25 protein-coding genes and 1 tRNA gene are annotated in these 25666 nt (G+C 42.1%); 16 read left to right on the top strand and 10 right to left on the bottom strand.

Annotated elements, in window-relative coordinates; genetic code table 11:
• Positions 1-29 precede the first annotated feature (29 nt).
• Both ABNE31_RS02330 and ABNE31_RS02325 read right to left on the bottom strand, forming a co-directional pair.
• Entirely contained in the window at positions 30-1364 is a 1335-nt protein-coding gene (locus tag ABNE31_RS02330; protein WP_349352224.1) for an MATE family efflux transporter, read from the bottom strand.
• Positions 1365-1376: 12 nt separating this feature from the next.
• Positions 1377-1877, bottom strand: coding sequence for a GNAT family N-acetyltransferase (locus ABNE31_RS02325; RefSeq protein ID WP_349352223.1), 501 nt, complete (start codon positions 1875-1877; stop codon positions 1377-1379).
• 53 nt (positions 1878-1930) lie between these two features.
• Between ABNE31_RS02325 and ABNE31_RS02320 the strand changes: the two genes are divergently transcribed.
• Positions 1931-2728 carry a universal stress protein gene (locus ABNE31_RS02320; protein WP_293281011.1) on the top strand — a complete coding sequence of 266 codons (798 nt, stop codon included), beginning with the start codon at positions 1931-1933 and terminating at the stop codon, positions 2726-2728.
• A 57-nt stretch (positions 2729-2785) separates the two neighbouring features.
• Positions 2786-2862 (top strand) — tRNA-Ala (locus ABNE31_RS02315).
• Between the two features lie 390 nt (positions 2863-3252).
• Here the strand turns inward: ABNE31_RS02315 and ABNE31_RS02310 are convergent.
• Positions 3253-4164: a helix-turn-helix domain-containing protein gene (locus ABNE31_RS02310; RefSeq protein ID WP_349352222.1), complete on the bottom strand. Its 912-nt coding sequence runs from the start codon at positions 4162-4164 to the stop codon at positions 3253-3255.
• Between the two features lie 159 nt (positions 4165-4323).
• Here ABNE31_RS02310 and ABNE31_RS02305 point away from each other — a divergent pair, with 159 nt between their 5' ends.
• From ABNE31_RS02305 to ABNE31_RS02260, 10 genes are all read left to right on the top strand, one after another.
• Positions 4324-5445, top strand: coding sequence for an alpha/beta fold hydrolase (locus ABNE31_RS02305; protein WP_349352221.1), 1122 nt, complete (start codon positions 4324-4326; stop codon positions 5443-5445).
• 11 nt (positions 5446-5456) lie between these two features.
• Entirely contained in the window at positions 5457-5930 is a 474-nt protein-coding gene (locus tag ABNE31_RS02300) for a cupin domain-containing protein (protein WP_349352220.1), read from the top strand.
• A 45-nt stretch (positions 5931-5975) separates the two neighbouring features.
• Positions 5976-6713, top strand: a complete 738-nt coding sequence (locus tag ABNE31_RS02295; protein ID WP_349352219.1) for a carboxymuconolactone decarboxylase family protein — start codon at positions 5976-5978, stop codon at positions 6711-6713.
• 26 nt (positions 6714-6739) lie between these two features.
• Entirely contained in the window at positions 6740-7210 is a 471-nt protein-coding gene (locus ABNE31_RS02290; protein ID WP_349352218.1) for a cupin domain-containing protein, read from the top strand.
• A gap of 439 nt (positions 7211-7649) precedes the next feature.
• Positions 7650-7919, top strand: a complete 270-nt coding sequence (locus ABNE31_RS02285) for a helix-turn-helix domain-containing protein (protein ID WP_349352217.1) — start codon at positions 7650-7652, stop codon at positions 7917-7919.
• Positions 7920-7994: 75 nt separating this feature from the next.
• On the top strand, positions 7995-9200 hold the full coding sequence (locus tag ABNE31_RS02280) for a primase-helicase family protein (protein WP_349352216.1): 1206 nt from the start codon (positions 7995-7997) through the stop codon (positions 9198-9200).
• A 205-nt stretch (positions 9201-9405) separates the two neighbouring features.
• Complete coding sequence (locus ABNE31_RS02275; protein ID WP_349352215.1) at positions 9406-10308, top strand: CHC2 zinc finger domain-containing protein; 903 nt, start codon at positions 9406-9408, stop codon at positions 10306-10308.
• A gap of 45 nt (positions 10309-10353) precedes the next feature.
• Positions 10354-10650 (top strand): mobilization protein MbpA, encoded by a 297-nt coding sequence (gene mbpA, locus ABNE31_RS02270; RefSeq protein WP_349352214.1) that lies wholly within the window; start codon positions 10354-10356, stop codon positions 10648-10650.
• 5 nt (positions 10651-10655) lie between these two features.
• Entirely contained in the window at positions 10656-11516 is an 861-nt protein-coding gene (locus ABNE31_RS02265) for a relaxase/mobilization nuclease domain-containing protein (protein WP_349352213.1), read from the top strand.
• Positions 11517-11526: 10 nt separating this feature from the next.
• Positions 11527-11982 carry a DUF6730 family protein gene (locus ABNE31_RS02260; RefSeq protein WP_349352212.1) on the top strand — a complete coding sequence of 152 codons (456 nt, stop codon included), beginning with the start codon at positions 11527-11529 and terminating at the stop codon, positions 11980-11982.
• Between the two features lie 115 nt (positions 11983-12097).
• On the opposite strand, the gene ABNE31_RS02255 is transcribed toward ABNE31_RS02260, so the two are convergent.
• Positions 12098-13315, bottom strand: coding sequence for a site-specific integrase (locus ABNE31_RS02255; protein WP_349352211.1), 1218 nt, complete (start codon positions 13313-13315; stop codon positions 12098-12100).
• A 233-nt stretch (positions 13316-13548) separates the two neighbouring features.
• Between ABNE31_RS02255 and ABNE31_RS02250 the strand changes: the two genes are divergently transcribed.
• From ABNE31_RS02250 to ABNE31_RS02240, 3 genes are all read left to right on the top strand, one after another.
• Positions 13549-13803, top strand: coding sequence for a GIY-YIG nuclease family protein (locus ABNE31_RS02250; RefSeq protein WP_349352210.1), 255 nt, complete (start codon positions 13549-13551; stop codon positions 13801-13803).
• A gap of 109 nt (positions 13804-13912) precedes the next feature.
• On the top strand, positions 13913-14167 hold the full coding sequence (locus tag ABNE31_RS02245; RefSeq protein WP_349352210.1) for a GIY-YIG nuclease family protein: 255 nt from the start codon (positions 13913-13915) through the stop codon (positions 14165-14167).
• Between the two features lie 108 nt (positions 14168-14275).
• Positions 14276-14530: a GIY-YIG nuclease family protein gene (locus ABNE31_RS02240; protein ID WP_349352209.1), complete on the top strand. Its 255-nt coding sequence runs from the start codon at positions 14276-14278 to the stop codon at positions 14528-14530.
• Positions 14531-14667: 137 nt separating this feature from the next.
• Here the strand turns inward: ABNE31_RS02240 and ABNE31_RS02235 are convergent, their stop codons facing one another.
• Complete coding sequence (locus tag ABNE31_RS02235) at positions 14668-15105, bottom strand: hypothetical protein (protein ID WP_349352208.1); 438 nt, start codon at positions 15103-15105, stop codon at positions 14668-14670.
• A gap of 122 nt (positions 15106-15227) precedes the next feature.
• Positions 15228-16031 (bottom strand): RluA family pseudouridine synthase, encoded by an 804-nt coding sequence (locus ABNE31_RS02230; RefSeq protein ID WP_349352207.1) that lies wholly within the window; start codon positions 16029-16031, stop codon positions 15228-15230.
• A 186-nt stretch (positions 16032-16217) separates the two neighbouring features.
• On the opposite strand from ABNE31_RS02230, the gene ABNE31_RS02225 reads away from it, so the two are divergent.
• A complete protein-coding gene (locus tag ABNE31_RS02225; RefSeq protein ID WP_349352206.1) occupies positions 16218-16928 on the top strand; it encodes an SDR family oxidoreductase in 711 nt (236 codons plus the stop codon).
• Here the strand turns inward: ABNE31_RS02225 and ABNE31_RS02220 are convergent, their stop codons facing one another.
• From ABNE31_RS02220 to ABNE31_RS02205, 4 genes are all read right to left on the bottom strand, one after another.
• Complete coding sequence (locus ABNE31_RS02220; protein ID WP_349352205.1) at positions 16929-19661, bottom strand: PD-(D/E)XK nuclease family protein; 2733 nt, start codon at positions 19659-19661, stop codon at positions 16929-16931. It lies immediately after the preceding gene.
• Between the two features lie 64 nt (positions 19662-19725).
• Positions 19726-21165 carry an OmpA family protein gene (locus tag ABNE31_RS02215; RefSeq protein WP_349352204.1) on the bottom strand — a complete coding sequence of 480 codons (1440 nt, stop codon included), beginning with the start codon at positions 21163-21165 and terminating at the stop codon, positions 19726-19728.
• Positions 21166-21288: 123 nt separating this feature from the next.
• A complete protein-coding gene (kbl, locus tag ABNE31_RS02210; protein WP_349352203.1) occupies positions 21289-22482 on the bottom strand; it encodes a glycine C-acetyltransferase in 1194 nt (397 codons plus the stop codon).
• A gap of 15 nt (positions 22483-22497) precedes the next feature.
• A complete protein-coding gene (locus tag ABNE31_RS02205; protein WP_349352202.1) occupies positions 22498-25614 on the bottom strand; it encodes a UvrD-helicase domain-containing protein in 3117 nt (1038 codons plus the stop codon).
• Positions 25615-25666: the final 52 nt, after the last annotated feature.

The raw sequence follows: 25666 nt of genomic DNA, 5'->3' as shown, positions 1-25666 counted from the left end.
AAACGATTATCAAATGGCAAAGCACTAAATTACGGGTTTTGCACCAAGGGCCGGAACTTTCGCCTAAATTTCCAGACCAATGAGAATCCGCGAATCATCATCCAGACCACAAAGGCGATCCAGATGGCATAAAAACCAAGACCCAGATACATGCCCAAATAAAGACAAGGGATAAACCCTAAGAATGTTGCTGCCAAGAGCACATTCCGCAGGTATTTCATTTCGCCCATCCCTTTAAAAATCCCATCAAAAATGAAAGCCAAAGTGTTCATGGGCAACCCTAAAATCACGATGTAAAAAATACTGTAAAAGGTATTGAGGACGATTTCCTCATTGGAAAAAAGGTGCCCGATGGGACGATAAAAAATGAATCCAAAGCACATGAGAACAAGGCTTACGATCATCCCGTATTTAAAGATGGTCTTGGCCAACTTCCATAGCCCGTCGTAATCGGCAGCGCCCAAAAGCTTTCCGCCCATACTGTTTCCGGCAGCGGCATAGCCATCAATAAAAAACGCGGCAAACAACCAAAGGTTGACAGCGATGGTATGTGCTCCGATAAATCGATCGCCCAAGGTGGTAGCTTCGCGCACGGCAAGCATCAGGGCCGCATTCAATGCTAAGGTGCGTACAAAAAGATTGAGGCTCATAAAAATTAACCGTTTGATTTCCTTGTTCAGCGGAAAGGTCAATTTCATGCTGATATCTGTCTTTTTTACCAACAGGATAAGGGACAAAATTGCCATAATGGCCTGTGCAATCAAGCTTGCCCATGCAGCTCCTTCCAAATACAGAGCTGGAATAAACCCTTCGATACCGTAGACAAGGACAAAGTCCAAAACTATGTTGAGCCCAGCCCCCAACATGGCGATGACCATAGGGTAGAAAGTGTTCTGCAATCCGCGGAAAATACCAAAGATGGCAAAGGTGAACAGGGTAAGTGGGAATCCCCAAACTCGAATGGAATAGTAGGATACACAATACTCCAATATTTTTCCCGACGCATTAAAGAGCGCAAAAATCTCTTCGATCACAAAAATGGTGGTGAGCAGCACTACGATGCTCAAACAGATGTTGAGAAAAATGGCCTGTGCGGGCATATTTTTTACCTCGTCCAATCTTCCTGCACCCAAATATTGGGAAATGATGGCCGAAATGGAGCTACGGGTCTGGCCCAAAACCCAAATCAGCATGGACAAAAAGGAGCCTACGATGCCTGCCGCGGCCAGTGATTCCAACCCGTCTACGGGAATGTTGCCCACTATGGCCGTATCCGTAATGGAGAGGATGGGTTCCGCAATCCCAGAAATGGTTGCAGGGATTGCCAATTGGTTGATGCTCTTGAAGTTTACCTGCGTGCTCAAATCGGGCGCAAGTTACAGCACTAATTCATAACAATGAAAAGGATGCACGCTTTGTTTGGGAAAGTAGATGTCCCCGAGTTTTTGATATCCTCTTTGTTCGTAAAAACGCTGGTTTCTTTTGTTCTGGGAAAAAGTATCCAATCGGACCGAGACAAACCTGTGTTCCCTGGCATGGTTTTCTGCAAAATCCATCATTTGTTGGGCAAGTCCTTTCCCCTGAAGGTTTGGGTGCACGGAAAGCCGATGGATGTAAACACTGTTTCCGTTGGGGGTAAGCCATTGAATGGGTTTGTATTCTTTATCCATCAACGTGGATATGACGATGGTGCCTTGAACCGTGTTTTTTTCTTCAACCACAAAAAGCTCACCACGTTCAATGTCTTTTTGAAAAGCCTCTTTGGAGGGATAGTGCTCGTTCCATTGAAAAATACCGTTCTCTTGCATTTTTTTGGCACAAGCTCGGGTTATGGTCAAGATATCGGGGATTTCAGATATCTTTGCGCGTCTTATCATTGATTCGTTTCAATTAAATTGTAAATTTAAGGTTTAATCGTAATCACCAAACCATGAACAATATTCTTGTACCCATTGGAACTTCTCCAGATTCACATCAAACCCTGCAATATGCGGTCGACTTTGCTTCCGAATTCGGAGCCAAGGTCTATGTGATGGACGTGTTCACCGTGACTACGGCGGTGGGCAGCTTGGCCAATGTGGAAGAAAAAGTGGCAAAAAGCAGTAAGGAACATTTAAAGGAGGTCATCGACCAAGTTGATACCAAGGGAATCGACATTAAAATGGCCACGTACAATGGCGATATTATTGACGGTTTGAAGAGCATTCACAAGGAACTGGGCATCGATTTGATCATTATCGCCCCAAAAAGCAACGATATCCAAGAGGAGCTTTATTTGGGCAATACTTCAGGTCGAATCATCAAACAGACCGAGATTCCGACATTGATCGTTCCTAAAGGAACCACTTTTAAGCCTGCAAAAAAGATATTGACCGCGTTTGGATCGGGGATCTTGAAGCGAAGTAGCATTTTGAACCCGTTGATCATTATAAAAAACAAGTTCAGGTCGGAAGTCAGTCTACTGTTGGTGAAAAGGCCTGGTTATACTGAGGACGATTTAAAAGTGAATACCGCTTTGATGGATTTAAGCTCCCAGTTGACCATCACAGAAAATGGAACTACGTACTTGGGCGTAACGGAATACTTCCAAAAAGAGCAGCCCGATATATTATGTGTTTTTAGAAGAAAGCGTGGGTTCTTTAAAAAGCTTTGGGAAAAGAACACGATTCCCAAGTCGGAGTTCTTTGTGAAGATACCTGTATTGGTACTAAGCGTTAAAAAAGATTAAGGAAGTAGCGCAAATTTTGATACTTTCAGAAAAAAGTAGTTATTTTGCGCTCTCTTTGGGGGATTAGCTCAGTTGGCTAGAGCGCTTGCCTGGCAGGCAAGAGGCCACCGGTTCGAATCCGGTATTCTCCACCAGTTTTTATAAGGCTTCAAGAGTTTTTTGCTTTTGAAGCTTTTTTTATTTGCACGCAATTTGCACGCATATCTGATTTTAAATTAAACGTGGTATTATTTGATAAAAATTGCCCTATTTCAATGTTTTTTAATCCTTTTTAGAATAATTCTTTGAAAAAGGATCATATCTACTACATGGGTTAGCTTCAGTATTCGATTTAGGAATCTAAGTCCAATTAAAGGTCAATTAACGAAACAAATAAAGGAGACCACAAATGGGACCGAACGATAACAGAATTTTTGAAATAGAAAACCGGATCAAAAAAAGACCGTTTTAAGGGACAGTTTGGTCATGGTAATTCTCCGGTTACAGGTTGGGTTATCTGTACCTTAGTTGAAATTGATGACGACTCAATTAAGATTCCGAAATTCATTGGGTGCGAATCCCGTGCTTTTTTTGAACATCCTGCTAAAGTGCTGGGGATATTTAAAGCCTAGCTCATAGGCAATCTCCGATATATTTTTGTCGGCATTGTAAATACGTTCTTTCGCAAGGTTAATCACTTTTAGATGAATGTGTTCTTGTGGAGACTTTCCCGTTTCTTTTTTGACCAAATCCCCAAAATAGTTCGGAGACAGATGTAGATGCTCAGCAAAGTGGCCTACCGAGGGCAAACCATATTTTTTTGGTTTTTCTGATGAAAAGTAATCGTTCAGAAGTACATCAAACTTTTGTAATGATGACTTATTTGCATTTTCCCTAGTTATAAACTGCCTGTCATAAAAGCGGGTACAATAATCCAAAAGCAATTCTAGATTGGCAGTAATCAAGTGCTTACTATGTTTGTCAATGTTTTGCTTCAGTTCAAATTGTATTTTCTCTATCGAACTAAGGATGACTTTACGCTCTTTTGAAGAAAGATGGAGTGCCTCATTTGAGGTATAGGAGAAAAAACTGTATTGATGTATTTTTTCAGCAAGGGTAGTCCCCAACAACAGATCAGGATGAAAGAGTAGCGCGTATCCTTTTGGTACATAATCAGCGTCTAAATTCCCAAACTCTATGATTTGGTTCAGGCCCATAAAAACAAGTGTACCTTCATCATAATCATAAGGTTTCCCTCCATACATCAATTTACATCCTTTGGCATCCTTTAAAAAGATAGCGTAACAATGATAATGAAAGGCGTCGTAGTCCTTATTGGTGTAGCCTGTTTCATTCACTTTATCAAAATCCACAACACATATTAAAGGATGCTCAACCTCATAATTTCTTAACTTACAGTAATCTGCAACCGACTTGATATAAAGGGTATTTTTCATTATCCGATTAAATTCTGAATAAAGATAGCTGAAAGCATTGCGATAACTCAAGCTTAATACCAATAATCAGTAATAATGGTTAGTAAAACCGTAATTGATATACAAGAAGCGAAAATAGGAATCGATACCTTTGTTTATGAATACATTAAATGAAGTCTTATGAGAGGATTATTACTATTTCTATCATTGTCTTTTTGTTTTGTGGGATGCAAACAGAACCAGAGCAGCAATCAAACATCCCACTCAACTTTCAATGCTTCGGATAGCACTTTCCTTGTCATTAAGGAACAGGGTACGTTCGCCGTAGGAGGCAGCATTAAAGAAACTCCCGGAACTTTTGATCCTATTGCTCACGGAGCGTTTAATCCTACAGATCAAAACACGGAAGGACAAACTCTGCACGGTGATCACGCATCAGTGTTCTATCAAATTCCAGCAGATGCTAGTGACCTCCCTCTGGTATTTTGGCACGGATATGGTCAGTCTATGCGTACTTGGCAAAGTACTCCGGACGGTCGGGAAGGCTTCCAGAGCATTTTCCTAAGAAAAGGCTTTCCGGTCTATTTGTTGGACCAACCGAGACGAGGCCTTGCAGGTCAAAGTTTGGAAGCTGGGTCACTAGAGGCCAGAACAGAAGACCAACTTTGGTTCGGAATTTTCAGAATGGGTGAGGGAAAGGAATTCTATCCGGACATACAATTTTCCAAAGATCCTAAAGCACTCAATCAGTTCTTTCGTCGGAGCACCCCGGATACGGGACCCTTGAATATCAATCTTAACATTGATGCCGTTTCAGCGCTGTTCGACAAGATAGGCAATGGTGTTTTGGTTACTCATTCCCATAGCGGAGGGCAAGGATGGCTTACAGCATTGGAAAACGAAAACATAAAGGCTATAGTGTCTTTTGAACCCGGCAGTAATTTTGTTTTTCCAGAAGGTAATGTTCCAGAGCCTATTTCATATGTTGGCGGTACGTTGCGAGCCCGCGGCGTCGCTATGGAGAAATTTGAAAATCTCACTAAAATTCCTATCATTATTTACTATGGGGATAATATTCCGGAAACCGAAGTAGAAAATCCTGGCCAAGAGCAATGGCGTGCAGCCCTTTTGATGGCGCGCAAGTGGAAACAAGCAGTAAACGATGCCGGAGGGGATGTAACACTTGTTGTATTGCCGGAAAAAGGAATAAAAGGAAACACACACTTTCCAATGTCCGATTTGAACAATCAAGTTATAGCCAACCTAATGTATGATTGGCTAGTTAAAAAAGAATTGAACTAAAAATCATAAAAATGAAAAATCTAATTAATATAGTACTATTTGTTCTTCCTATTTGCATACTTGCCCAGCAGAGTGACTACAAAGTGTCTTCATACCACGAAGAAGGCTTTAAGGCTCCAAACACTCATTACATAGGGGAAGCTTGGTTAAACAGTGTACTTCAGGCCGATGAGGAAACCGAATTCAACATTACTAAAGCAACATTCAAGGCGAATTCAACTTTGGACTGGCATAAACATTCATCATCGCAAGTCCTGATTTATGTAAACGGCGAAGGATATTATCAAGAAAGAGGAAAAGACCCTGTGATTCTTAAAGCAGGTGATGTGATACGATGCAAAAAGGGCATCGAGCACTGGCACTCATCTACTAAGTACAGTGATGTAACCTATCTGGCCATCTATGGCGGAGAACAACCTACCACTTGGACGGAGGTAGTTACCCAAGAATATTATGATAGCGTGGCAGAAAAACTCGAGGAATAAATTACCGTTCCTTCGACTAAAACTTTTCCAAAACCTAAAATTCCTATGATTTCAAAAAGTCACTTTAAGATTACAACATTGTTGTCATTATTAGTCTTCACTATTGGTTTTCATTCCAATGCTCAACAAATCATATTAAGCGACGAAGGTTTATCAGACCAAGAAAAAAGCATTGTCAAAATTGCTAGCCATACCGCCCAAGGTAATTTGGTGCAGCTTATGGATGTACTCAATGAAGGATTGAATAATGATCTTACTATTAATGAAACAAAAGAGATCTTAGTACATCTTTACGCATATGCCGGATTTCCGAGAAGTATACGCGGTTTACAAACCCTTCTCAAAGTGTTGAAAGAAAGAAAATCGAAAGGAATTGAAGATGATTGGGGCCCAGAAGCCTCATCCATCAGCGATTCAGAAACCAAGTATGAACGTGGAAAGACTATTTTGGAAGAACTTGTCGGAAGACCATTGGAGGAGAAAACGGAATATCAAAAATTTTCGCCCGAGATTGATAGATTCCTTAAGGAACATCTTTTTGCGGATGTGTTTGAGCGGGATGTACTCAGTTACAAACAGCGGGAGCTGGTGACCATATCGGTTATTGCCAGTTTGGGTGCCTTGGAACCTATGCTTAGAAGTCATTACAACCTTTCGCTCAATGTAGGTTGGCAGCCGGAACAATTGGAGAGTTTCACTCGGATAATAGAGACCACGGCAGGGAAAGAAAAAGCGGAATCTGCACTTTCAATTTTAGGACAAATACTTGAAAACCGTGAATAATGTCTAAGGGCAAAAAACATTTTAAGATGACAAAACGAATATTTTACTTGGTTATAACTTTTAGTTTAGTTCTTACGGCGTGTAGTAAGAAGAAAGAGCCTCTGGTAGAAGACGTTTCCATTTTTCCTAACGGAATAAAAATTGATAATGACAATTTCACTGGCATCGCTTGGCTTACTATGCTTGCAGAGTCAGATAGCCTTAATGCTATGTATGCCGGGAATGTAAGGTTTGAGCCGGGGACAAGAACAAATTGGCACTCACACCCTGCAGGACAATTGCTCATAGTGATTGACGGGGAAGGGTACTACCAGGAAAAAGGTCATTCCAAAAGAATGTTGCGTAAAGGCGATGCGGTAAAATGCCCTCCGGACACCCCGCACTGGCATGGAGCAAGCCCTAACAGTGATTTCTCGCACATCGCAGTTTCCAGTAGCGAAAATGGCCCCACAGAATGGCTTGAGCCGGTGTCTGATGGCGAATATTTTAGTAATTAATTTTAAAAGACTAGAATATTGTACGGCTTGGGGAATAATCACTGAAAGGAACGATTCCCAAAAAATGTTTGACTTTATGCCAGAGGAATTAAACCTTGAAACATCCAAATACGAAAATCTACCTTTTTTAAAGTACCCGTTTTTGAATTCCCCTAGTCTTAATTGTTGATAACCCCAATTTTTTCTATTAAATCACTTATTTGGCCATTTAGAGAATAGGTCTATTTGGTATCAAATAAAACCAAATAAATCTAAGGATTCATCAATGCTGTTTAATCTGAACTGTTTTGACATAAAATCCAGAAAATCAGATATTTGTGAATAAAACCTATCGTCCAATCTTACTTTTCCTCTACCCTCTTTTTATCTTTATCAAAAGAATTCTTCAAAAGAAAACAAAAGCGCTTTTGTTCATTTCTAATCTTTAAAAGAAACAAAAATGGACAATTTTTTGATACTCGAACGGCTCGACCGTTTGGAACGGTTGTTGATCGCCAATAAAGAAGTACTGACCTTTGATGAGGCCTGTGATTACACTGGCATATCAAGAAGCTATCTTTACAAGCTTACTGCTGCGGGGCAAATCCCGCATTCCAAGCCCAATGGAAAACTGATATTCTTTGAAAGGGAAAAGATAGTCAGTTGGCTGCTGCAAAACTACCGTAAGCCACTGCCGGAAAGCGAAACGATCGGGGATTCAAATCCATAGCCGCAGATTCATCTTTAAATCATTTGTGGATTCACCAAAAGTGGAAGTAATCATAAAATTTCAAAAAGCACCAATATGGAAACAGTACCCTACATAAGGGTCGGGACCACTTTTTACAAGTTGGTAAGGATTCCGACCATTTCCGGACATTTCAACGAGCAGCTGCTCCCGTGGAACGAGCATATCATAAAACAGGACCATGGCAAGGACTATCTGGGCAAGGTTCCCAAATATGACGGGTTCGCTTGTATTCCTTGCCATATAGATTTCAAAAAGGAACACCATGGTTTTTATAATACCTATTCCCCTTTGGCGCACGAACCGAAAGAGGGGAGCATCAAAAGAACACAGGCCTTTTTAAAGCATATCTTCGGAAACCAGTTGGAACTGGGACTGGACTATCTGAAACTTCTGTACCAAAGGCCAGTGCAGGTGCTCCCCATCCTCTGTCTGGTCTCCACCGAAAGGAACACTGGAAAAAGCACTTTTCTTAAATGGCTCAAGGAAATCTTTGGCAACAACCTGACATACCTGACCAATGACAGTTTTGCAAGCCAGTTCAATGCGGACTGGGCCAACAAGTTGCTGATATGCGTGGACGAGGTACTGTTCAACAAAGAGGAGCTTACCGAGCGCATCAAATATCTGAGTACCACCAACCGGAACAAACTGGAGGCCAAGGGCAAGGACAAAAGGGAAGTGGAGTTCTTCGGTAAATTTATTCTGTGCAGTAACAACGAGGACAGTTTTATCAAGATCGATGCCCATGAGACCCGTTTCTGGGTGAGGAAAATCCCATCCCTTAAAAAAGAAGACACCGATTTCCTGGACCAGTTGGCCCAGGAGGTACCCGCCTTTTTGGATTTCCTTTCAAAAAGGGAGTACAGCACAAAGCAAAGAACACGAATGTGGTTCACGCCAAAACAGGTCCATACACCAGCGTTGAAGAAACTGGTGAACAATAACCGGAACAGGGTGGAGAAGGAACTGGCCAGTCTACTGCTCAGCGCCATGGAAAAGTTCGAGATGGACTCGGTTGACCTTTGTCCCATCGATGCCCTGCACATGCTCAACCGCACAAGGGTCAAGACCGACCTGACCCAATTGAGACGGTTGCTGAAAAAGGATTGGAAACTGGACAACCAGCCCAATTCCAACAAGTACCAAAAGATCACAATCTGGAATACCGGCGAGATAAACACCGAGGACGCCAAGGGAAGGTACTTTACCATAAAAAAGAAATTTTTGGTCCAAAATTTTGATGATTTGATGACAGATTGATATAAGCCCAATGTTTATAAGGGTTCAGGCCGTCATCACTTTGTCATCATTCTGTCATCAAAATAAAAAATGATGACAGGTACCATGAAGAAAAAAACAAAAACGATGAAACGATGACAAAATGATGACGGGGAAACAACCAGTATTTATAGGGTCTCCCAGAGGTTTGTCATCAAATCATCAAAAATCGATTAAAAACAGAACCATGAAAGAAAAAAGAATGGACTGCGAAAAAGCCCGCAACATTGACATCGTTTCCACGCTTGCCAATTTGGGGCACTTTCCAGTCCGGAAAACGGAAAAAGAAGCTTGGTTCCTCAGTCCGTTCCGGAGCGAGGCCCAAGCCTCTTTCAAGGTATCATTAAAGAAAAACTATTGGATAGACTTCGGGACCTTCGAAGGGGGCAGTACCATAGACCTGGTCATGAAAATGGAGAACTGTTCCGTAAGGGAGGCATTGGAACGATTGTCCGGGAACATGGACCATTTTTCTTTTCACCGGCGGCCGAATCCAACCAAAAAGGAACACAGGGCCAACCCGATTCAGATTATCGAGATAAAGGAAATCGAGCACCGGGCCCTAGAAAACTATCTGAGCTCCAGAAATATCTCGATCAAGACCGCAAGAAAACTTTGCAAGGAGATACATTATCGAATAGGGGAGCGGACATACTTTGGCATCGGACTCCAGAACAGGTCTGGAGGCTGGGAACTGCGTAACAGCTATTGGAAAGGGTCCACGTCGCCAAAGGATGTTACATTGATAAAGAACGATTCCAAAAGCTTGGCCATTACCGAAGGCATGTTCGATATGCTTACCCTATTGGAGCTGATGCCGTATATCGTAAACAGCCATGATCTACTGGTATTGAACACCACGGCCTTTGTAAAACGGATGATAAAGGAAATAGGGAAATATGAAAGTGTGGAGCTGTTTCTGGATAGGGACAAATCGGGAATGGGGATGACGGAACTTTTAGTGGAAAAGTGCCCGAACAGTAGGGATATGTCCTCTCTCTATAGGGGATCCAAGGATATGAACGAATGGAAGGTAAAAAACGCGAAGGATGAAGTTCGGCAGCGAATTCAAGATGTGTCATTGTCATGACAAATCTTGCTTTTGCTCCCGTAGGTCGCAAAAGATGATGTGAAAATGAAGAAAGAGTTCGTCCAGTTCCGATGCTCGGTCTACGAGAAGAAACTGCTGAAGGTAAAGGCCCGGAAAAGCGGTCTTTCCGTCAGTGAGTACTGCCGAAGAGCGGCCTTCGAGGACCGAATCGTGGAGCGGATGACGGACGAACAGATAGAGGCCTATAAACTATTGGTCAAATACCAGCGGAACTTCAAATTGATCACGAACATGTTCCGGAAGCGGAACCCAAAGTTGGCAGAGGAAACGACCCAATTGGCCAAAGAGATACGACAACACCTTTTAAATTTCAAGAAATGATAGGCATGGGCAAAGCCATATCGCACACCGCAGCCTCGATGAGCTACGGGATGAACCAGGAGAAAGGATCGGAGATCATCCACAGCCAATATCTGGCAGGGGAGACCCCAAGAGAGATCACCGAGGAGTTCAAGGTCATTCAAGAACAGAACGAGCTGTGCCGGAAGAATACGCTGAGCTTTGTGCTCAGTCCCACCATCGAGGACGGCAGGAAACTCGAAAGGGAACAGCTCAAGGAAATGACCGAAAGGTTCCTTAAGGAAATGAACCTCAAGCAACATCAGGCCGTTGCCTTTGTCCATAGGGACAAGGAACATGTGCACGTCCATCTGTATGCCAACCGGATAAACTTTCAGGGCAAGGCCTATAATGACAGTTTCATTGGAAAACGTAGTCAACAGATGGCCGAGCGGGTGGCCAAACAAATGGACCTGACCACGGTAAGGGAGGTACAGCAGGAAAAACTCTACCGGATGCAACATGTCCGCTCTGAAATACAAAAGATCCATGAAAAGGTCATGTCCAGGGACCGCCCAAGGGATTTTGACCAGTACATCAAATCCATGGAGCAGAACAATGTAAAGGTCATTCCCAGCATCAATAAGCAGAACCAATTGCAGGGCTTCCGTTTTGAGTACAAGGGAACCAACCTAAAAGGAAGCGAGGTGCACCGGTCCATGTCCATGGGCAGGATCGCACGTCAAATGAACTTTGAAAGGAACATGGCACAACGAATCGCCAAGGACAAGAGCATGCAGCTTTTGGGCAAGACCGTGAATGTCCCGACAAGTCTGGCCCAGACCGTCATTAAGAAAACCATCAAATTGGCCATCAAGGTGGTCAGGGACACGGGTATAGGAATCTAAACACAACAATATGGCAAAACTGGATGAAATAGCGGAACTGTTGACCGAGGAGATCAACGGATTTGAAAAGAGCATTAGCCGGTTGGAAAAGGTGCATGAAAATTTGCAAAACCTTCCATTAAGGCCGGATACCAGCGAGTTAAATGCGCTTCTAAAGGAGTACGGCAACAATCAAAAAACCAACATTGAGGAACAGCAAAGACTGATGCAAAGAATCCTTCACAAGGTGCAGAAGTCAATCCTGTTGCCCAGTTGGGCCATAAAACTTACTTGGGGGATGTTGGTCACGGTCCTGTTGGTCCTTGGTTTTTCCATCTATCAGGTATCAAGGATTTCCAAGAAAGAAGAGGCAGCATTCATCAAAGGTCAGGATGATGCCATTGAACACTACGGGACATTCTTTGAAGAAAGCCCAGAGGCAAAGGAAATGTACCAAAAATGGCTGCAGGTAAAAAGCAAAAAGTAGGACAGCGCCCTATCCTATTTTTGCTAAACGCTTATCTTCCCAAACACTACAAAAATAGGATAGGATCCATGCGCTGAAGTTGTGAGTAAGGATTTGGGACTAGGAAGGGTTAAGGCTACAGTTTAACCAATTTCTTATTATAATTGTCTAGTATATTATTCGGCAGGGACTTCAGATATATTTGAGTAGTTGATAGTCGATTATGGCCAAGCATGGAAGAAATAGCTTGTAAGGGAACGTCCTGCAGCATAGCTTGGGTTGCAAAACTATGACGAGATACATATGAGGTTAACCGCTGCTCTATCTTGCATTTTTTTGCAATTTCTTTAAGCCCTTTATTATATCTCTTTCGTGCCCATAAGACGTCTTTATATTGAAGTTCAAATGTGGCTCTTTTAATGATTGGAAATATAAATTCAGACCTCTCTTTATCCTTAAGATAAAACGAGAGGATTTCCTTTAACTGAGGCGTGATGTTAATATCATAAGGCTTTGACGTTTTTTTTCTTTGGAATTTAATTCGGTTGTCAATGATATTTTGAACCCTTAAAAAAGCCAAGTCCATAAAGGAAATACCATAAAGCATGTAAGAGGCAAGGAAGTAATTTCTATAGTGAAACAGACTATCCGTTTCTTCCAGTTTTAAAAGCATAATTGATTTGATGCTTTTAATGTCAAGCGCTCTTTTTTCTGTAGGAGTAGTTTTAATCTTATAATGTGTAAAAGGATAAGCATCTCTAGAAACAACATCAGACTTAATGGCCTTGTTAAAGACCGCTTTGATTGTTCTCATATACGTCGATAGGCTGTTAACAGAATTACCTTTGGAAAAGTGCCAGTTCTCAAATCTTTTGAGAAAATCATAATTGATTTCGTTGAATTTGATATCATTTCCATCAGCGAATTTCTCCAATACCTTAATTACCGCGTAGTATGTGTTTGCATTACCATAACGTTCAGCTGCTTTTAACTCATCGACAATATCCTCGCTAAACTTAAAAAATGAATCCAATGATGCGGTTTTTACAATCTTCTTCTTAAGCTGCAAAATGGATAAAAAGTTAAGCTCGTCCTTTTCGTTCAGGTCATTAATTATGTCGACCGCTCTGGTCTTTTCTTTTAAGAGTTGATTATTGAGTTTACTAACTGATGAAGTTCCTTTGAATGCTCTTTTAACTTTCTCGTTTTTATTATCCCAAAATTCCTTTTTTATTGATTGACCTAAGCTTATGGAAGTTGTTTTTCGAAAATGGGTTAACCGTAAAATAATAGGATAGGAGTCATCTTTTTTCTTCCTACGCGTATCTAAAGAAAGTTTTATATTGGTATTCATCCTAATCAAAGGTAAAAAAAATTTGCACGCAATTTGCACGCAAATGGGTGATTTTATTTAAATTTAAATGAACATGAAATTATGTAAAATACTGATAAACAATAAAATATATATTTATTTGGATTGGATTGATATGGTAATCCTCTTGCTGGCAGGCAAGAGGCCACCGGTTCGAATCCGGTATTCTCCACCAAAAGTTGTAAAAGCACCTCATTTGTGAGGTGCTTTTTTTTATGGAATATTTTGTCTACATCATTTATAGTAAATCGTTGGACCGATATTATGTGGGGCACAGTCAAGATTTGGAGGATAGGATGAACCGCCATAATAGTGGCAGGTCCACATACACTAAAACTGCAAAGGATTGGGAGGTAAAGTATATAGAAAGGTATTTCTCCCGAAGCGAAGCAATGGCTCGGGAAAAGGATATTAAAAGGAAGAAAAGCAGGAAATATATTGAGTTTCTGGTCGGGAAGGATGTTGGCTAGAGCGTTCCGAAGGCGTTCGGAAAGGCCACTGGTTCTCCCGATAGCCATCGGGACGGTATTCTCCACCAAAAGTTGTAAAAGCACCTCATTTGTGAGGTGCTTTTTTTTTATGGAATATTTTGTCTACATCATTTATAGTAAATCGTTGGACCGATATTATGTGGGGCACAGTCAAGATTTGGAGGATAGGATGAACCGCCATAATAGTGGCAGGTCCACATACACTAAAACTGCAAAGGATTGGGAGGTAAAGTATATAGAAAGGTATTTCTCCCGAAGCGAAGCAATGGCTCGGGAAAAGGATATTAAAAGGAAGAAAAGCAGGAAATATATTGAGTTTCTGGTCGGGAAGGATGTTGGCTAGAGCGTTCCGAAGGCGTTCGGAAAGGCCACTGGTTCTCCCGATAGCCATCGGGACGGTATTCTCCACCAAAAGTTGTAAAAGCACCTCATTTGTGAGGTGCTTTTTTTTATGGAATATTTTGTCTACATCATTTATAGTAAATCGTTGGACCGATATTATGTGGGGCACAGTCAAGATTTGGATGACAGGATGAACCGCCATAATAGCGGCAGGTCCAAATACACTAAAACTGCAAAGGGTTGGGAAGTAAAGTATACAGAAAGGTATTTCACCCGAAGCGAAGCAATGAACAGGGAAAAGGATATTAAAAGGAAGAAAAGCAGGAAATATATTGAGTTTCTGGTCGGGAAGGATGTTGGCTAGAGCGTTCCGAAGGCGTTCGGAAAGGCCACCGGTTCTCCCGATAGCCATCGGGACGGTATTCTCCACAAAAACGTAAAAGCACGCCATTTACGGGGTGTTTTTTTATTGATGATTTTTTTTGAACTGTACCGAAAGCGTTAAAAGGCACTTGGAAAAGGAGTTTTATCTGCGGGTAGGTTCAAATTGGCCAAAACCTTGTTCAATTCGTCCAACGAAGACTCATCTATGAGGCGTAGGTCGATGTGCATATCCTTCGTGTCGGATTTTAAGATATAATCACCTGCGAATTTTTTTATCCAGGTAATATCTTTTAACGCTATTTTTCTGTTCGTCCCATAAAAAATATTTCTTTGGATAGTGTTATCGTCGATAATTAAGTATTGAAAGGTTGAATCATACCAGTATTGCCCCAGATATAAAAAACCGATAATGGGATACACATAAATCATCCAGTGGTTTTCTTCTTCGGTAAATTCGGTAAATAAAATGATTACTGCAAAAACAAGCCAAATGACACCTATAATCAAATTGGCGTAAAGTCTTTTTTTCTTGAACCGTATTTTCAACGCTTTCATTTAGCAGATAAAAGAGTTAAGAATCCTAAATATATTGATTTTAACCTTAATGAAGTATTGTTTGGCAGCGATGGGAATGGTCTGCATATTAAAATCTCCAAAGAACCTTCTGCCCGAAAGTTTTATCCTCCTTTGCCATCGAATATCTTCCCAAACTTCTCTGGAAGCTCATCCGTAATATGTAAAGGGTTTTTGGTAAAAGGATGCTCAAATTTCAGGGAATAGGCATGCAGGTATAACCCCTTGCCTTTTAAAATCAACTTGTCTAAGCCATAATCCTTATCGCCAAGAATCGGATGACCTATACTGAACAGGTGTTTGCGCAACTGATGCCTTCTGCCCGTTTTGGGATGCAATTTCACTATATTCAGAAAGCCGAAACGGTCGGAGGGGACGGATTTCATAACTTCATAATCAGATTGTGCTGGTTTACCGTCAATTGCTGTTTCAATCCTGCCATTTGGTTTCATGTTGCCAATGGTAATGGCATAATAGGTTTTGACAATCTTTTTTTCTTCGAACAATTTATTCAAAGCACGAATGCTACTAGCGGTTTTGCCCACCAAAACAATTCCCGTAGTAGCATAATCCAATCGGTGGACGGGTTGCGGTATGGAGGCATCGGAAAGTGAACTCGGTTTGAGGTTTTTTGGCAAGGCATTGGCAAGGGTCTTGAACTTGTTTCCGCTCACTTCTATTCCAGCGGGTTTGTGGATAGCGGCCAAATGGTCGTCTTCAAACAACACCTCTAAGGGAAATTCAAAGGATTTCTTAGTAGTGATTTCTAGGGGAATGTCCAAGGAAATTTGCTCCCCACCAGAGATGAGTGTAGCTGTGCTGGCAATTACGCCATCTACTTTGATGTAACCTTTCTTTAACGCCTTTTTCAGTGCCGATTTTGTGGGGAAGGCTTCAAAAATGCCCACACCGTATTCCTGCAGCCGTTGGCGCTTCAGGATTTCTGGTACGGTATGGGTTTCGAATTTTAAGATGAAATAAAAGTATCAATTTTCAGTAAAGTCACACCACATTCAAACATTAACCATCCTTTAGGATGGATTTTTTGTATTTGGTCCCTGCTTTTTTGAACTTTACTTGAAAACAAAATCAACATGAAACTAGAAGGAAAAGTAGCATACATCACAGGAGGTACCAAAGGTATTGGATACGGAATTGCCGAATGTTTGTTGGAGCAAGGCATGAAAGTGGCCATTAGTGGCCGAAGTCAAGAAAGTGCCGATACTGCCGTAAAAGGGTTAGACCGTCCCGACCATGTTTTGGGATTGGTATCCGATGTGTCCAATTTGGAAGATGAACAAAAGGCAGTCGCCGCCATATTGGATAAATGGGGACAGTTGGATGTAGTGATGGCCAATGCAGGGGTTGGACATTTTGCACCCATTGATGAGCTGGGTGATGACAAATGGCACCAAATGATCGATACCAATTTGAATGGAGTGTATCATACCTTAAAAGCTTCGGTTGATGCCTTGAAAAAATCTGAAGGGTATTATATGACCTTGGCCAGTTTGGCGGGCACCAACTTTTTTGCACAGGGAGCAGGCTATAACGCCACTAAGTTTGGCGTGGTCGGATTTACCCAAGCTGCAATGCTCGATTTAAGGCCACACAACATCAAGGTCACCACCATTATGCCCGGTTCGGTAGCATCCCATTTCAATAATAATGAACCATCCGACAAGGATGCGTGGAAAATTCAACCGGAGGACATTGGAAAGTTGGTCATTGATTTATTGAAGATGCATCCACGTACCTTGCCCAGTAAAATCGAGGTGCGTCCCACACGTCCGGATCTAAAATAATCAGTCGATTTTCTCTGTTAGGGGATTTGTGGCATCACAAATCTCCCCAATCAATCGAAATAGATAAGTTTCAAATTGGGCAAGGGTATCCGAGTGTATTCGGGTATCCTTGTCCTCTGAAAAAGGTAATAGCCCTTGGCTCAATTTTTTAAAGGAAATGATTCCTGCTTCGACATCCGTTTTGCCGTGCTTTTTGGCATACAAGTAGGCATAGCATAACAATTGAAAGGCTTTGCTCTTGTCGTAATCTGTAATCAAGTCTTCCCAATCCGATATTTTCACGTTTTTGGATTCTACTTTTCCCGTTTTGTAGTCGATGATACGGATGGTACCGTTAAATTCATCCACACGGTCCAAAGTTCCTTTTAGCTTGATGGGAAAGTCAAGTTCTGGAACGTTTATCAAGGCTTCATAGCGTTCTTCCAAAGCCAGTATTTTGATGTGATGACGCTTTAGTTGGTGCATTTCGTTGTCAAAGAAGTTGTACAGATATTTCAGGATAACATTGTACACCAACAGAAACCTTCCTTTGGAAACATCGACCCCTGATAGGTTTTTGTTAAAATGATGCTGCACCACTTGGGGCACTTCTTTTTTTAAGCTTTTGATATGTTCCTCGGTCAATGTTTCACCAACGAGAGGCAAGTAGAGCTGCTCCAAACTATCGTGGATAATGGTGCCAAAGGTGTTGGCCGCTATATTTTCCTCCACTTCATCCAAATCATTGATTTTAAGGATATTTCTTGTGTAAAAATCGATAGGATTCTTAATGTAATTGGTCAGCGAGGTGGGCGAAAACCCTTTTTGGGCAAACACTTTTAAATCCTCCATGAGCTTTTTATCCTTTTGGATCTGGATAGGCTGTTTGGCCTCAATGGTAATTTTTGGTGTGGCGATGGAGTGTTTTACATTGGCTTTTAATCGTTCATCGGTGAGCAATTGGGTGATCAGTCTGCTTTTCTCGCCACCTTCAAGTACATCAGGTTCGGTGTTATAGGTAATGTAAATGTTCTTCGCGCGCTGAATCAGGCGGTAAAAGTGGTAGACGTAGATGGCATCTTTTTCCTTGTAAGTGGGAAGGCCGTAGTCCCGTTTCACATCAAAAGGAATAAAGGAATTGTTCGATTTTCCCGAGGGCAGTATGCCTTCGTTCACCGAGGTAATGATAACCGTTTTAAAATCCAAGTTTCGGCTTTCCAACATTCCCATAATCTGAAAACCGGTCAGCGGCTGACCGATAAAATCCAAGGATTCCATATTCGCCAATTGTTTGAACAAATTTTTGATGGATTTCAGTTCACCCATAAAATCCACTTTGTCCAAATACTGTCCCAATTGATTAAAAAGCGCATAAAATCGATACAAATATTCCAGTTCGAGCGCATTTTTTTCTTTTTGGTAGATGGTCTTTAGGCGCTCAATGAGTGTTAAACTGTTTTGTATCCATTCCATGGGGGATAGGGCCGTATCTGGAAATATGATCGACAACAACGGTTGAGCTTTTGGATACTTCGTTAGGGCCGCTTTATTGAGATAGATAAGGTTATGTTCTTTGATGTCCTTGGACATTTTTTGGGCAAAATTCCCCTGATCTTCAGTGGAGAGCGTTAAGGCATACGGATTGGAAATGAATTCCAGTACGCGCTTGTAGAACCATCCATTCTCCGAAGCGTTAAGTTGAAGCTCCAGATAACTGATAAAAAAGGAGTAGAGCACCGTTTTGTTCATGGGCATCCCCATCGTAATGTTCACTTCTGGAATATTCTCTGGTACCGCATGCAATATCGGGTTGAGCAAAGTCTCATCGGCAAGGACCAAGGCAGTCTTTTTGATGTCTATCTCGCTGTTTGTATCGAGCTCCCCCAATAATTGACCCACATACTTTGTCTGTGAGATGTTTTTGGGTACTCCTGTGATAACGATGTTCTTTTTGGAGAGAAAGTTGTTCTGTGGCGTTATTTTGTGCCCATGTTTGTAATAGGGCCAATTAAACTGATAGTTCCGAATAAAAAGGCCTGCATCATGGATAGGGTCGTTCAAAAAATAGGAATCGATATCCCAGTAGATGTGGGAATTTCCTGTTTCCAGATAGTGCTGGATAATATTGGACTCTGCATTGTTCAATGCATTAAAGCCCACAAATATGATGGGGTTTGATTCACTTCCTTTGGGACTTTCTTGTTGAAGTACTTTTACCGCTTCTCGTTGAATCAGCCCTTGGTAGGCGCGTTTTTGTGCTATCAAGCTGGCGTAGAAGCGTTCGTAAATACTTTCTAGGTTCTTCCACAGCTGCAGGTAATTTTCCACAAGTTCGGATTTATCCTTGCTGGTGGACCAGTGGTTAATTTCCTTGATGGCGGAAAGGTAATTTAAGATGTCTTTCGCCGGAATAAGGTAGCCGTCGATTTCATTAAAGTCCTGCAATAGGGTTTGTCCCCAATTCATGAAGGAGGCAAAGTCGTCCGGATTTTCTTTTTGCGAAGCTTTGTATACTTCATAGAGCGCCAACAGCAAATCAATGTTGGAAGCTTGCTTGATATCCGTAAGATTTCCGATGAATTCTTGAATGGATAGTATTTCTGGACTGAATATGTTTTTTACAAGGCGTTCGGAGATATACTTTTTCAAGAATGTCCCTGAACGTTTACTAGGAAGCACAAAGGTACATTGGGTAATGTCCAGTTGCTTATTTGCCAGGTCGTCCAGCACATATTCGAGAAAAGTCTGCTGCATGGATTAAAAATAAAAAAGGCCCCGCATTTGCGGAGCCTTTTTCAAGAAAACTTTGTTTCTTTTATTACTTCACCAAGTTGATTTCAACTCGTCTGTTCTGTGCTCTACCAGCTCTTGTGTTGTTGGTAGCGATTGGCTTCTCTTCACCGTAACCGATGGCAGTCAATCTACCGGCATCGATTCCTTTGTCGATCAAGAAGTTTCTAACAGAATTAGCTCTTTCCTCAGAAAGTTTTTGGTTCAATTGGTCGCTACCTACGCTGTCAGTGTGACCTTCTACAGTAAACTTAGCAGTAGGATACTCGTTCAAGATTTGGATGATGTCAACCATTACAGAAGTAGATTCTGCTTTGATAGAAGACTTACCAGTATCGAACAAGATAGTTCTAGCGTAGTCGTTCAATTGCTTCTGAACTTCCTCAGTTACTTCTGGGCATCCGTTGTTAGCAACAGTACCGGCAACTTCTGGACACTGATCATCTTTGTCAAGTACACCGTCACCGTCAGAATCTGGCCAAGGGCATCCGTTGTTAGCGGCAGGTCCAGCTTCGTTAGGACACTCATCATCTTTATCGGCAACACCGTCACCGTCAGCATCAGGACAACCAGCTAGTGCAGGAAGACCAGCAGTGTTTGGACAAGCGTCATCTTTATCGGCAACACCGTCACCGTCAGCATCAGGACAACCAGCTAGTGCAGGAAGACCAGCAGTGTTTGGACAAGCGTCATCTTTATCGGCAACACCGTCACCGTCAGAATCAGGACATCCGTTCATTTCTTTGGAACCAGCTTCGTTAGGACATGCATCTTTTGCATCCTCGATACCATCACCGTCAGAATCAGGACATCCGTTGAAAGCCGCTAGACCAGCTACTTCTGGACAAGCATCGTCTTTGTCGTAGATACCATCACCATCAGTGTCAGTACCACCAAATTTGATGCTAAGACCAGCCATGTGCTGGAAGTGCTTTACCAAGTAATCCTCGAAAGCGTGCTTATATTGTGTTTGAAGTGTGAAACCAAGGTTGTCAGAAAACCAGAAGTTAACACCAATACCACCGTTAACGGTACCAGCACCGATTTCATCAACCCAAGTATAACCACCACCGATCTCTACGAAAGGATCAACTACGGTGTTTTTAAGGATGTTATACTTAATGGTACCATCTATAGCGTAGTGAGAAAGATCATCGGCATCGAAGTCTCCCAATTTTTCGATTCTGTTCAAAGAACCTCTAGCTCCTACAGAGAAACCATCACCGATGTACTTGGAAACGCCAATGTATGATACAGATGGCAAAATGTTCCAGTGATCGGTTACGTTGAAGTACTCATCGAACAATGTAGTACTGGAGAACGGGTTGTTCTCATCATTTGTAGGATAGACGTCTATTGCATTCACCCCTATGCTTACCTGCCAGGGATTATTTTCGTCTTGCGCTTGTATGCTGTTGATCCCTACAAATACAAGAGCAACAACCAATAATTTGCTAAGATGTTTCATGCTCAAAATTTTAAGTTTAAGTGTTTATCAGCAGCAAATGTAAGTTGTTAAGACTTATTAACAAAATCTAAATTTCTTTTTTTTTGACTCATTTGCCAGAAGATTTATTGCATTTCGTCGATTTTAGATGACATTTAACGACTTTCCTACTTTAATAAAGGCATTAATTGCTTGGTCCAAATGCTCCTTTTCGTGGGCCGCAGAGAGCTGCACACGTATTCTCGCCTTGTCCTTGGGAACCACGGGATAGAAGAAACCTATCACATAAATGCCCTCTTTTAACAGCATATCTGCCATATCTTGGGATAGCTTGGCGTCATAAAGCATTACGGGGACTATGGCAGAATCACCATCGATAATATCAAAACCAGCTTCTTTCATTCCTTTTTTAAAGTATTCCGTATTGTGCTGCAATTTATCCCGTAGGGTGGTGTCCTTATCCAACATGTCGAATACCTTAATGGATGCCCCCACAATGGCCGGTGCCAAGGAATTGGAGAACAAATATGGTCGGGAGCGCTGGCGCAGCATTTCTATGATTTCCTTTTTACCAGTGGTGTAACCTCCCATCGCACCGCCCAGAGCCTTGCCCAAAGTACCTGTAATAATATCGATGCGGTCCATTACACCCTTTTCTTCCAGGGTGCCACGGCCTGTTTCGCCAATAAATCCAGCAGCATGACACTCATCTATCATGACCAAGGCATCGTATTTATCTGCTAAGTCACATATTTTGTCCAATGGGGCCAATAAACCATCCATGGAGAACACTCCATCTGTAACAATAATCTTGAATCGGGCCCCATCCGCATTGCTTTGTTTGAGTTGTTTCTCCAAATCGGCCATATCGTTGTTCGCGTAGCGGTAACGTTTTGCCTTGCACAAACGCACCCCATCGATAATGGAAGCATGGTTCAGCGAATCGGAGATAATAGCGTCTTCGGCGGTGAGCAAGGGCTCAAAGACTCCTCCGTTCGCATCGAAGGCCGCTGCATATAATATGGTATCTTCTGTTCCATAGAAATGGGCGATTTTTTGCTCCAGTTCTTTATGGATGTCCTGAGTTCCACAGATAAAGCGAACTGACGACATACCGAAGCCGTGCGTGTCCAAGGCATCCTTGGCGGCCTGGATCACTTCGGGATGGGAGGATAGTCCCAAGTAGTTGTTCGCACAAAAATTAATGACCTCTTCTCCCGTGGAGATTTTTATCACAGCACCTTGGGGCGAGGTAATGATACGTTCTTTCTTGAATAGGCCAGCTTCTTCGATTTCTTTCAACTCTTTGGCCAAATGCTCTTTAATTTTTCCGTACATATCTTTTAAATAGGTTTATACAAAAATAGGGTCTATTTGTTGGTCAATATAAACAATAATGGATTGTTTTACCTTAAAGTCCATTTCGCTCAAAACAGCTCCGTAGTTGGCAATCTGTTCTTTGTGCCTTGGGGAGGCTTTACCTGTTTTGTAGTCGATGATGGTAGCCCGTTTTCCATCCAGAACAATTCGGTCGGGACGCAAGGATTTTCCATCTGTTGTCAGGATCTCTTGCTCGTTTAGAATGGTACGATGTTCCGAGAAAAGGTCAGCCAATTTCGGATGGTTCACAACGTCCAATACTTTTTGTTTGATGTCCGCAGAAGCCTCTTTTGGAAAATGTCCTTCGATTTCCAAACGCTCCAAAATGGGGTCTACATCTTTTGCTGTTTTGATTTGACTCAATGCAAAATGGATAACATTCCCCATTTCGATGGCTTCCAAGCGTTCGTCGTCCCACAGGCGACCCGATGTGGTGGAAATGGTGAAACCACTGTCTGTTTTGGTTCGAGAGATGTAGGGGATATAGTTCTCTGCAGGCTCAGCAGCTTTCCTACCGCTTTCCGAAGGAAAAACACCAATGGTATAGACGCCGTGTTCGGTTTCCTTTACATGTTGTTGCTGAACGTACCACTGGAAAAGGTCTTGGTAGGATGTAGCAGTTTCGATGCTTGCGATCTCCTTTTTGCTCTTTTCTGTAATAATGAACAGGCCTTTTTCGGGACGGGTGAGGGCCACATACAGCACGTTCATAGCATCTAATAAAGACTTTTGCTCCACTTCCACATATTTGGCCTGTGTTATGGGGTTATATTCCAGCATATCGCTCTTGGTGTTCAAAAGGAACTCATCCAGCCCTATTTCGTCTTCTTGGGATGTGGCGGCAACCCACGACTTTTTGTCCCTTTTGATCAAAGGTGAATCGGCAAACGGAAATATCACAAACGGAAACTCAAGCCCTTTGGCCTTATGGATGGTCATGATCTTTACTGCATCCACTCCGTCCGGTGCGGCAATGGAAAGCGATTCTTTTTTGGTTTCCCAATAATTTAAAAAGGCATAAACGCTTGGGCCATCCCTCTTTTCAAGGTCGAGTACCTCGTCCATCAAAAAGGAAATATGCGCTATGGAACCTTGGTTGAGTTTAAATTGAACTATGGCAATTTCCAAAATGGTGAGCACGGGCTTACCTTTTAATTGGTTCAAATCAAAACCATGCTCGTTGGCCATAAAAGGTACGATATCATCCAAATGTTGGGAAATGAAACTGTGTTCACCCTCTCCATCTGCACTTATATACCTTAATATATGATAAGCCGCCTCACGGTCTGCGGGATTTTCGAAAATCCGGAGGATGGAAATCAAAAAAATCACCTTTTCATTCTTGGAGAGCAATAACGCATCCGAAGAAATGATAGGAATTTGGTGCTGGGCCAAGAAATCGGCCAACAACATTCCTTTTTTGTTATCACGGACCAGAACGCAGATATCCGCATAAGAATGGTTTTCAGAAATGATAAACTGAATCGACTTTAAAGTTTCTTCGCAGTATGCTTGGTCCTTATCCTCCAAATCGGCATCCAAAAAGGATAGCTGAATGTAACCGCCTGGCTTGTTGTTTGTTTTTTGATGCGAGTCGTTCAAAAAAAGATTGCGATAATCCTCTTGGGCCAAGACGGGTGCCGAAACAGTGAAAAAGCTATTATTAAAGTTTACAATTTCGTCTTGGCTTCGCCAGTTGGTATCCAAGGAGTGCACGCTCGGTTCCACTACAAAAGGATGCGAATTTCCGTTGATCAAATGGAGAAATTGCTCGGCCCTGCCACCTCGCCAGCGATAAATGGCTTGTTTTACATCGCCCACCAAAAACAAGGATCCACGTTGGTGCCTTTCATCCTCACTCTCCAAGGCATTGCCAATAAGGGGCAATAGGTTCTCCCATTGCATTTTGGAGGTGTCCTGAAACTCATCGATAAAGTAATGACGGTATTTTTCGCCCATTCGCTCGTAAATAAAAGGAACCGGTTGGTTTTTGATTTCTTTCGACAGAATGGCGTTCAGGGACGAGATGGGCACAATGTCCCTGTCCAATTCAATATGTTTGATTTCCTTGGCGATTTCGTTCAAGACGGTCATTGGAACGATGTTGCCGTAGATGTTTTGAAGATACACCAGTTGATGGAGGTCCTTCTTTATAAGTAAAAACTGCTCTAAAACGGCAGAAGCTAAAACAGAAGAGTCCCTTTTGTCTTTTGCGTAAAGGATTTTTTTGTTCTCTCTTAAATTCTCTTCGAGCTTATTGGCATATAATCTTTTAATGTCAATAAAGCCTTCGGATATTTTTTTAAAATGATTTGGAAGCGTTCCACTGGGGAAATCATTCAATTCAAACCCTAAGTTCTCAATCTCCAAAAGCGTATCCTGCGCAAGCTGTTTCACTTTTTCCTGAATGGCCTTGCTTTTTGAGGCAATCAGCTTTTGAATTTGGGTAAAATCTGAAATGGATTTTTCACGGAGTGGTTCAATATGCTCGGCGTGGTTTTCCTGGAACAGTAGCTTCCCGATTTCCATCAAATCGTAAGTAATGTCCCAGCTTTTATCATCATCGATTTTTTCGAGGGAAAAGGCAATCAACACTTCGGTGAGCTCTTCATCGTTTCCTGCACGTTCCAACAAGCGCCCTACGGCCTCTTCCAACAATAAATCCTGATTGAGCTCTACCTCAAAATTTTGGGACAGATGGAGATCGCGGGCAAAGGTCTTTATGATTTTGTGGTTGAACTTATCTATGGTAGAAATTTCAAAAAAGGAATAGTTATGAAGAATCCGTTTTAGGATGAGTTGGGAACGTTGTCGCAATTCTTCCTCCGTTAAGGAAAGTTCTTCACAAAGGGTAACGAACAGACTTTTCTGTTTTTCGGGAACAGTTTCTTGTCCAAAAGCGAACAAGTTGTCCAGAATCCGGGTCTTCATTTCCTCCACCGCCTTGTTGGTAAAGGTAATGGCCAGTATTTGACGAAACTTTACCGGTGAATCGTTGGAGAGCAGTAAGGTGAGGTAGGCCTTGGCCAGGGCGTAGGTTTTGCCCGAACCGGCTGATGCGCTGTATATTTTGAAATTAGACCCCTCCAAAAACGTTTTTCCTGCAAAATAAGAATTCCTTACCTCATGTTAACATGGTTTT

The sequence above is a fragment of the Flagellimonas sp. MMG031 genome (assembly GCF_040112705.1).
GTDB lineage: Bacteria > Bacteroidota > Bacteroidia > Flavobacteriales > Flavobacteriaceae > Flagellimonas.
This window is presented reverse-complemented; position numbering and strand designations above follow the sequence as displayed.